Source organism: uncultured Limnohabitans sp., from assembly GCF_937889215.1.
Taxonomy (GTDB): domain Bacteria; phylum Pseudomonadota; class Gammaproteobacteria; order Burkholderiales; family Burkholderiaceae_C; genus Limnohabitans_A.
Genome location: NZ_CALBEX010000234.1, coordinates 1 through 9,411 on the forward strand (window position 1 = coordinate 1; position 9,411 = coordinate 9,411).

The following is a 9,411-nucleotide window of genomic DNA, read 5'->3' on the forward strand; positions in this document are numbered from 1 at the left end:
CCCTGCAAGAACTCAAGCTCACGGACGATAAATTCCCGTCAGCGGCTTTCGCCGAAGCAGGCTATCAGGCGCAATGGTTTGGTCAAAAAACATACAACGGCGTGGCCCTGATCTCCAAAGCCGAAGGCTCGGATGTGGTCAAAAACATTCCCGGTTTTGAAGACGACATGTCCCGGGTGATCGCCGCCACCTACCCCGATGGCGCGGGTGGCACAGTGCGGGTCATTGGCGCGTATTTTCCCAACGGTCAAGCGCCAGACAGCGACAAATTTGTCTACAAAATGCGCTGGCTCGACGCGCTGCGCGAGTGGGTGGGCAGCGAGATGCAAAAACACCCAAACCTGGTGCTGCTGGGTGACTACAACATCACCTTTGACGAACTCGACATGTGGGACCCGGTGGCTTTGGCGGGCACCATCCACTGCACCGACGCCGAACGCGAGAAGTTGCAAGACCTCGTCAACCTGGGCCTGGTGGACAGCTTTCGCCTGTTTGAACAAGCCGAAAAGAGCTACAGCTGGTGGGATTACCGCGAGTTTGGTTTTCGCCGCAACCGGGGCCTGCGCATCGACCACATCTTGATTACACAAGCGCTCAAGGCGCGAGCCACGGCCTGCATGATCGACCGAGCACCGCGTAAAAACGAACGCCCCAGCGACCACGCGCCCGTGGTCTTGACCTTGGACAATTGATGCAAATCCCGCAGGTCGAGGCCTTGACGGTTCGACTTAACGCCCCACTTATGCCGCCTGCGGCATCAAAAACTCGCGGCTGATGCGCCCGCCCAGAACGTTCACCCGCTCTAAAAATTGCGTCAGGTAGGCATGCAAGCCGGTGGCCAAGATTTCGTCGATGCGGCCAAATGCCAACTCAGCGCGCAAGCGCCCAGCATGACGCAGCGTGTCACTGTCTCGGTCATGTGAGACCAGGGCCAAGTTGGACACCACCTCGTTCAAGCTCGCATGCAAGGAGCGCGGCATGTCTGCACGCAAGATGAGCAACTCGGCCACGCGTTCGGGGCGGATCACATCGCGGTAAACCTTGCGGTAGACCTCGAAGCCACTGACGCTGCGCAAGATCGCGCTCCAGTGGTAAAAATCGAATTCCTGGGCCGTCTCGGTCTCGGGCGCGCCATATTGTGGCGCGCCAAAAAAATCATTTTGCATGGCGTGGAACTTCACATCCACCAGCCGCGCGGTGTTGTCGGCCCGCTCCAAAAACGTGCCCATGCGCATGAAATACAAAGACTCGTCCATCAGCATGGTGCCCACCGTCACGCCGCGTGACAGGTGCGAACGGAACTTGACCCATTCAAAGAACTCGGCGGGATCTCGCTCAAACTCGCCACTTTTGAGCATGCGGTTGACCTCCAGCCAAGTCTGGTTTTGCGTCTCCCACACTTCGGTGGTCAGCGTTCCCCGCACGGCTCGGGCGTTTTCACGCGCCGCCCGCAGGCAAGAGATGATGGACGAAGGGTTGTCCGCATCCTTGACCATGAAGTCCATCACATCGCGGGGGTTGATGCTTTTGTAAAGCGACAAGTAGGCAGGCAACAACTCGCTGATGGACAAAATGCCCTCCCAACCCGCCTCTACGGCTGCAGCAGACTGAGGCAGCAAAGAGGTTTCATAGCTGACGTTCAGCATGCGGGCGGTGTTCTCTGCACGCTCCATGTAGCGGGACATCCAAAACAGATGGTCGGCGGTTCTTGAGAGCATTTTGAATTCCTTAGCGATTCGAGGCGAGCCATGATTTGGTTTTGCAGGTCGGTGGCTTTAGCTCCGACACGAAGCATCAAACAAGCAAGATGTCGGGGCTAAAGCCGCCGACCTACGGGGTGACAGGTCATTTACAGGCCTCAGTCCTGCAAAATCCAGGTGTCTTTGGTGCCGCCGCCTTGGCTGCTGTTCACCACCAGAGACCCTTCTTTCAACGCCACGCGGGTCAGGCCTCCGGGCACCATTTGCACCGTGCGGCCGCTCAGCACAAAGGGGCGCAGGTCAATGTGGCGCGGGGCGATGCCCTTGTCCACATAAGTGGGGCAGCTCGACAGGCTGAGCGTGGGCTGCGCGATGTAGCCTTCGGGGTTGGCCAGCAGTGCGCCCCGAAAACGTTCGATCTCTGCTTGGGTGGAGGCCGGACCGACCAGCATGCCGTAGCCGCCCGCGCCGTGCACTTCCTTGACCACCAGGTCTTTCAGGTGGGCCAGGGTGTACTGCAAGTCGTCGGGCTTGCGGCACTGGTAAGTGGGCACGTTTTTGAGGATCGGCTCTTCGCCCAGGTAGAACTTGATCATGTCGGGTACGTAGGGGTAGATCGATTTGTCATCGGCCACGCCCGTGCCCACCGCGTTGCAGATCGCCACATGGCCTGCTCTGTAAGCCTCCATCAGCCCGGCGCAGCCCAGCGTCGAGGTGGGGCGAAACACACTGGGGTCCAAAAAGTCGTCGTCCACCCTTCGGTAAATCACGTCGACCCGCTTGGGGCCGCGTGTGGTGCGCATGTAAACAAACTTGTCTTTCACAAACAGGTCTTGGCCTTCCACCAGCTCCACGCCCATTTGTTGAGCCAGAAAGGCGTGTTCAAAGTAGGCGCTGTTGTACATACCGGGCGTGAGCACCACCACCGTGGGCTCGGCCGTGGTCGCAGGGCTGCTGGCGCGCAGTGTCTCCAGCAGCAAATCGGGATAGTGCGCAACCGGGGCCACGCGGTGCTGGCTGAAGAGTTCAGGAAACAGCCGCATCATCATCTTGCGGTCTTCCAGCATGTAGCTCACGCCACTGGGCACACGCAGGTTGTCTTCGAGCACGTAGTACTCACCCTTGCCCGCGCTGTCGGGGGCGCGCACGATGTCGATGCCGCTGATGTGCGAATAGATCTGGTTGGGCACGTCCACGCCCACCATCTCGGGACGAAATTGCGCATTGCGCTCGATCTGCTCACGCGGCACCACGCCCGCCTTCAAAATTTCTTGGTCGTGGTAGACATCGTGGATGAAGCGGTTGAGCGCGGTGACGCGCTGCACCAAACCGGCCTCCATGCCCCGCCATTCGTTGGCAGCGATCACGCGGGGAATCAGATCAAATGGAATCAAGCGCTCGGTGCCGCCCTCGTCCTTGCTTTTGTCCTCATCCAACTCGCCATACACAGCGAACGTGATGCCCACCCGCCGAAAAATCATCTCGGCCTCTTCCCGGCGTGCGATCATGGTCTGAGGGTTTTGCGCTTGCAACCAACGGGCGTAGGCGAGGTAATGGTCTCTGACTTGCCCGGTATCGCCTGCGGCAGGCAGGCGGCTGTACATCTCATCGAATTGGCGCATGGCTCTTTACTCCTGACTACACTATAGCAAGATGCATACCCATCAAGTCAGTGGTCGGTTAAGACGGGAACTTGTGGTGCCAGTAACGCCGACCCACACCCCGCTCGCATTCCATTTTTTCTGGCGTATCGCTGTGCCAGCGTGCCGCGCCGCATTGGCTGGACACCACCAGTGCAATGCCCTGATCGCGGTAACGGCTTTCCACCACAGCCGCTGGGTGCCCATAACGGTTGCGGTAACCGGCCTGAACCAAGGCCAGCCGTGGTTGCAGCGCTTGTAAAAAAGGCAAACTTGACGATGTTTTGCTGCCATGGTGCGGCACCAGCAACAGATCGACGGGGGCCAAGCCCGCTCGAACCAGAGCCAACTCCTGCGCCGCCTCGATGTCACCCGCCAACAAGGCAGCGCTGCGGGCATTGCTGATGCGCAAAACACAGCTGAGCGCATTCGATTTCAAACTGGGCTGACCCGCAGGCGGGTGCAACAGTTCAAACAACACCCCATCCCACACCCAGGACTGGCCGGCTTGGCAAGGGGTCCATGCCGGGCGCAAGGCAAGCAATGGGTGCGCGTCTTCCAGAGAGGACCACAACTGCGCCTGCGGCTGTGTGTTCAACACCGCTGCCGCACCACCGGTATGGTCACTGTCGCGGTGGCTGAGCATCAGGGTGTCAATGCGTTCGCCCATTTGCATCAGCAAAGGCACCAGCACCCGCTGGCCTGCATCGCTCTCGGCGGAATAGCGTGGGCCTGCGTCGTAAAGCAAGCTGTGGGTGGCGGTGCGCACCAGCACCGCATTGCCTTGGCCAATGTCAGCGGCCAGCAACTCAAACGCCCCTGCAGCGGGGCGCAGGGGCGACCAAAACAACACCGGCCAGAACAGAGGCAAACACAAGCATTTCCAAGACAAAGGCATGCGCACCACACAGGCCAAAGCGCCTACCAGCGCCAGCAGCGCCAAGCCCCAAGGCGGCATGGCGGTGGACACACTGGCCCATGGCCAGGCCGCCATCGCGTTCAGCACGAACGACAAAGGCTGCAACGCCCAAGCCGCCAAGACCCAAGCTTGTGACCACAGCACACCCAACATGGCCAGCGGCGTGACGACCAAAGTCACCCACGGAATCGCCAACAGGTTGGCCAACAAACCCACCAACGAGACTTGCCCAAAGAACAACAGCGTCAAAGGGCCCAAAGCCAAGGTGATGGTCGCTTGCTCTCGCAACAAAGTGAACACTTTGTACAAGCCCACCGAACCCATGCGACGACGGACCTTTGCACCCAAAAGGTGCCCTAACACGGCCCGCACGCCATTCATGCGCCAAGTCGGTGCATGGCTCTCGTCCTGTTGTGGTGCATCGGGCCTGTGCGTGGCGTGCAGCGGGTTGTAAGCCATCAACACACCGACCGCCACAAAGCTCAACCAAAAGCCTGGCTGCAAAAAGGCCCAAGGGTCCCAAGCCAGCACCACCGCACACGCCATGAGCCAGACCAAGGGCCCGGACCAGTGGCTTGCCGACATCCTGAGCGTCACCACCACGCACAGCATCAGCAAGGTGCGCTGCGCCGGAACGCCCCAACCGCTGAACAAGGCATACAAGCCGGCCAACAACAGGCCCGACACTGCCCCCACATGAACAGCAGGCCAAAGCAAAGCGACCGCAAAGCCCCACAAAGCCGACTTGCGCCAAGCCCAGGCCACCAACGCCGAGGCCAACCACGCAAACATGGTCACATGCAGGCCCGAGATGCTCATCAAGTGCGCCACACCGGTGGTGCGAAACACGTCCCAGTCGCTGCGGTCAATGGCCGCCTGATCGCCTGTGACCAAGGCCGCCACGACCCCGGCCAATTGGGCCGCCTTGCCATCGATTTCGGTGGGTGACACCTTCGCCAACAAGCGGTCACGGACCGACTGTCGCCAAGCCTCTATCGGGTGCCAAGCCGTGGAGGCCAGCAACGCGGGGGCAGGATCCTTGGCCCCGGTTCGCACATAGCCCGTGGCCCGAATGCTCTGCTCCCACAACCACAACTCGTAGTCAAAGCCGCCCGGGTTCAGGTTGCCATGGGGCGCCTTCAGCCGCACCCTCAAGCGCCAGCGTTCACCGGGTTTCACGGGTTCGGGCAGCAAGGTGGTGCTGGCCTCGCTGCCCGAACCGCCACCTTGTGCGTACCAACCCAAATACACCTGGGAGGGCAATGAGGCGCGCAAATCCACCCGGTGCAAGGCACCGGCAGGGTCAACCCGCCAGGCTTGCTCGATCCCAAAGCGAAAGCGCCAACCCTCGGCCTGGCGCTGCGGCATGGCCTGCACCATGCCCACCACCTCTAGGTCTTGGCCCTCCAGTGCAGGGTCGATAGCGCCCGAGCGACTGAGGGCATGCACGCCTGTGACCGCAAAAGACATGGCCATCCAAACGCAGCACACGCCCAGAGCGCGGACCCAAACGGGTCGCCCGCCCAAGCGAGACACCCCACCGGCCAAAGCCACAGCCAGAGCCACAGCTGCCATACCCGCATAGGCCTCCAGCGGCCAAAGCACTTCTTGTTGCAGTTGCGCGGCCACACCCGCGCACCAAGCCAACAAGCCCCATGCCAAGTTGCGGGACCAGGCCATGCCCGTCATGCGCCACCCCCCCGCCAAAGCCCAAAATGACAGCAGCCCCAAGTGGACCCAACACTTGCCCGGTCATGCACCCGCGCGCCACATCGCTTCATGCTCAGCCTCCCTGTTTTGGCTGGTTTATTTGTCGCTCACTCGAGCGCTCAATGGAAGGGCCTGCGCTGAGCCAAACCGACAACGGTGCGGCGCAAGCCCTTCATGGCGCGTGTCTTGCTTGTTGTAACCGCCCAAGCTGCATTTGTCATGCGTGCAGCCCCTGTTGCGCTGAACGAGATATGTCGATACACGTTGCCCTGCACCACGTCACCCACTACACCTACGACCGTCCCGTACAGCTCGGCCCGCAAGTCATCCGACTGCGCCCCGCCCCGCACAGCCGCAGCCGCATCCTGAGCTACAGCCTCCAAGTGGAACCCGCAGAGCATTTCGTCAACTGGCAGCAAGACGCCTTTGCCAATTACCAAGCCCGCTTGGTTTTTCCGAAAAAAACCACCGCCTTCAAAGTCACCGTGGACTTGGTCACCGAAATGGCGGTCTTCAACCCGTTTGACTTCTTTTTGGAGCCTTCGGCCGAAGAAGTGCCCTTCAAATATTCCGACACGGTGCGCGAGGAGCTGCAGTCCTACCTGATCAAGGACAACAAGACGCCGTTGTTCAAAAAATACCTGGCCAGCATGGACCGCAAGCGCCAGCGCACCATCGACTTTCTAGTGCAAATCAACCAGCGCCTGCACCAAGACATCCGTTACACCATCCGCATGGAGCCGGGGGTGCAAACGCCCGAAGAAACCCTGACCCTCCAAAGCGGGTCTTGCCGCGACACGGCCTGGCTTTTGGTGCAGCTGTTCCGGCACATGAACATCGCCGCCCGTTTTGTCTCGGGCTACCTGATCCAGCTGGCCCCGGACGTGAAATCGCTCGATGGCCCCAGCGGCACCGAAGTCGACTTCACCGACCTGCACGCCTGGTGCGAGGTGTATTTGCCTGGCGCGGGCTGGGTGGGGCTCGACCCCACCTCGGGCTTGTTGGCAGGCGAAGGCCACATTCCGCTGGCCTGCACGCCGCAGCCATCTGCCGCTGCACCGATCGAAGGCCTGATGGACGAGGCCGAAGTCGCGTTCAGCCACGAGATGAAGGCCACCCGCATCCACGAGTCGCCCCGCGTCACCAAGCCCTACACCGACGAACAGTGGGCCGATGTTTTGAAGCTGGGGGCACAAGTCGACGCACAACTGGTGGCCGAGGACGTGCGCCTGACCATGGGCGGCGAGCCCACCTTTGTGTCGACGCAAGACCGTGATGGGGCCGAATGGAACACCGACGCCCTGGGGCCCACCAAGCGCGGTCTGGCCACCGAGCTGGTGCACAAGCTGCGCCAGCAATACGGCCAAGGCGGGTTTTTGCATTTTGGCCAAGGCAAGTGGTACCCGGGCGAGCAGTTGCCGCGCTGGGCGCTCAGCATTTACTGGCGCGCCGATGGCACGCCTTGCTGGCAACACCCCGAGGTGTTTGCCGACGAACGCGAACCGAGCCATTACACCAGCGCTGACGCCCAGCGCTTCATGCAAGGACTCACAGCGCAGCTGGGTTTGGGTGCCGACACCGTGGTGCCCGGCTACGAGGACACCTGGTATTACCTGTGGCGCGAACGCCGCTTGCCAGTGAATGTCGACCCTTTTGACGCCCGCTTGGACGACGAGATGGAGCGCAACCGCTTGCGCCGCATCTTCAGCCAAGGCCTGGACCAAGCGGTGGGTTATGTGCTGCCGCTTCAAATCACAGACACGGCTGAGCCCGATCTGGCTGGGCCGCAATGGCAAACCGGCCCCTGGTTTTTGCGCGACGAGCGCATGTACCTCATGCCCGGTGACTCGCCCATGGGCTGGCGTTTGCCGCTGGATTCGCTGCCCTGGGCCGCGCCAACCGACCGTTGGCACATGATTGAGCAAGACCCGTTCGCCCACCGCAACGCCTTGCTTACCACCCCAGTGGTGACCCAACAACCGCGCCAAGCGCAAGCGCTGCCCGCCCATGCGCCGGTGGCCAAGTTCGCGTCCGACCCCTCGGTGGTGCGCACCGCCTTGTGTGTGGAAGTGCGCGACCCCAACCGGGCCAATGGCCCCAAAGCCGAGTCGGACGCCGAGAAAACAGGCGACAAGTCGGGTGTGCTGTATGTCTTCATGCCCCCCCTGGCCCGCCTCGAAGACTATCTAGCGCTGGTCAGCGCGGTAGAAGCCACGGCGAGGCAGCTGGGCATGAAGATCGTCATGGAAGGCTACCCACCGCCCCGCGACCCGCGCCTCAAACTCCTGCAAGTCACGCCCGATCCCGGCGTGATCGAGGTCAACATCCACCCGACCCACAACTGGGCCGAGTTGGTGGCGCACACCGAGTTCTTGTACCAGGCCGCTTTCGAGACGCGCCTGTCCGCAGAAAAGTTCATGACCGACGGCCGCCACACCGGCACCGGTGGCGGCAACCACATGGTGATGGGCGGGGCCACCCCGACCGACAGCCCGTTTTTACGACGCCCTGAACTGCTCGCCAGCCTCATCCTGTATTGGCACAACCACCCGAGCCTGAGCTATTTGTTCAGCGGCATGTTCATCGGCCCCACCAGCCAGGCCCCGCGTGTGGACGAAGCGCGCAACGACCAGGTCTATGAGCTGGAAATCGCCCTGCGCGAAATCGTTCGGCACCGGCAACACCATGGCGAAGACATGCCCCCATGGATCGTCGACCGCACCCTGCGCAACATCCTGATCGACGTGACCGGCAACACCCACCGCAGCGAGTTTTGCATCGACAAGATGTACTCACCCGACAGCAGCACCGGCCGCTTGGGCCTCTTGGAGTTGCGCGCTTTCGAGATGCCGCCCCACGCCCGCATGAGCATCGTGCAGCAACTGCTGCTGCGCTCGCTCGTTGCACGCTTTTGGGACGAACCCTATTCTGCCCCCGTGACCCGCTGGGGCACCGAGCTGCACGACCGCTTCATGCTGCCGCATTGGCTGCACAAGGACTTTGACGACGTGCTCACCGAGCTGGGCGATGCCGGCTTCCACTTCGACCCGAGCTGGTTTGCACCACACTTTGAGTTCCGCTTTCCCCTGGTCGGGCAAGTCAGCGTCGATGGTGCGGTGCTGACGCTGCGCAACGCGCTGGAGCCTTGGCACGTCATGGGCGAAGAAAACGGCGCAGGCGGCACGGCCCGTTATGTGGACTCCTCACTGGAGCGCATCGAGGTGCATGTGACCGGCATCAACCCGGCGCGCCACACAGTGACCGTGAACGGCAAGCCCCTGCCCCTGCAGCCCACGGGCGTGGTGGGCGAGTACGTCGCCAGCGTGCGCTACAAGGCTTGGAACCCGCCTTCTTCTTTGCACCCCAGCATCGGCGTGCACGCGCCGCTGACGGTGGACCTGGTGGACACTTGGATGAAGCGTTCACTCGGGGGCTGCCAATA

At 61.7% G+C, this 9,411-nt stretch carries 5 protein-coding genes; 2 read left to right on the forward strand and 3 right to left on the reverse strand.

Translation table 11 applies throughout. The features are described 5' to 3' along the window. The coding region (xth, locus tag Q0341_RS05915; RefSeq protein ID WP_299511196.1) for an exodeoxyribonuclease III at positions 1-692 on the forward strand (692 nt) is incomplete at its 5' end. A gap of 48 nt (positions 693-740) precedes the next feature. Here the strand turns inward: xth and Q0341_RS05920 are convergent. The 3 genes from Q0341_RS05920 to Q0341_RS05930 form a co-directional block, all read right to left on the reverse strand. Beyond that, the gene (locus tag Q0341_RS05920; protein WP_299511197.1) at positions 741-1,718 is read right to left on the reverse strand and encodes an alpha-E domain-containing protein; all 978 of its coding nucleotides are present in this window, start codon (positions 1,716-1,718) and stop codon (positions 741-743) included. Between the two features lie 140 nt (positions 1,719-1,858). Beyond that, positions 1,859-3,322, reverse strand: a complete 1,464-nt coding sequence (locus tag Q0341_RS05925) for a circularly permuted type 2 ATP-grasp protein (RefSeq protein ID WP_299511198.1) — start codon at positions 3,320-3,322, stop codon at positions 1,859-1,861. 58 nt (positions 3,323-3,380) lie between these two features. After that, positions 3,381-5,939: a DNA internalization-related competence protein ComEC/Rec2 gene (locus Q0341_RS05930; RefSeq protein WP_366522689.1), complete on the reverse strand. Its 2,559-nt coding sequence runs from the start codon at positions 5,937-5,939 to the stop codon at positions 3,381-3,383. Between the two features lie 281 nt (positions 5,940-6,220). Between Q0341_RS05930 and Q0341_RS05935 the strand changes: the two genes are divergently transcribed. Then, a partial coding sequence (locus tag Q0341_RS05935) for a transglutaminase family protein (protein WP_299511199.1) occupies positions 6,221-9,411 on the forward strand: 3,191 nt, incomplete at its 3' end.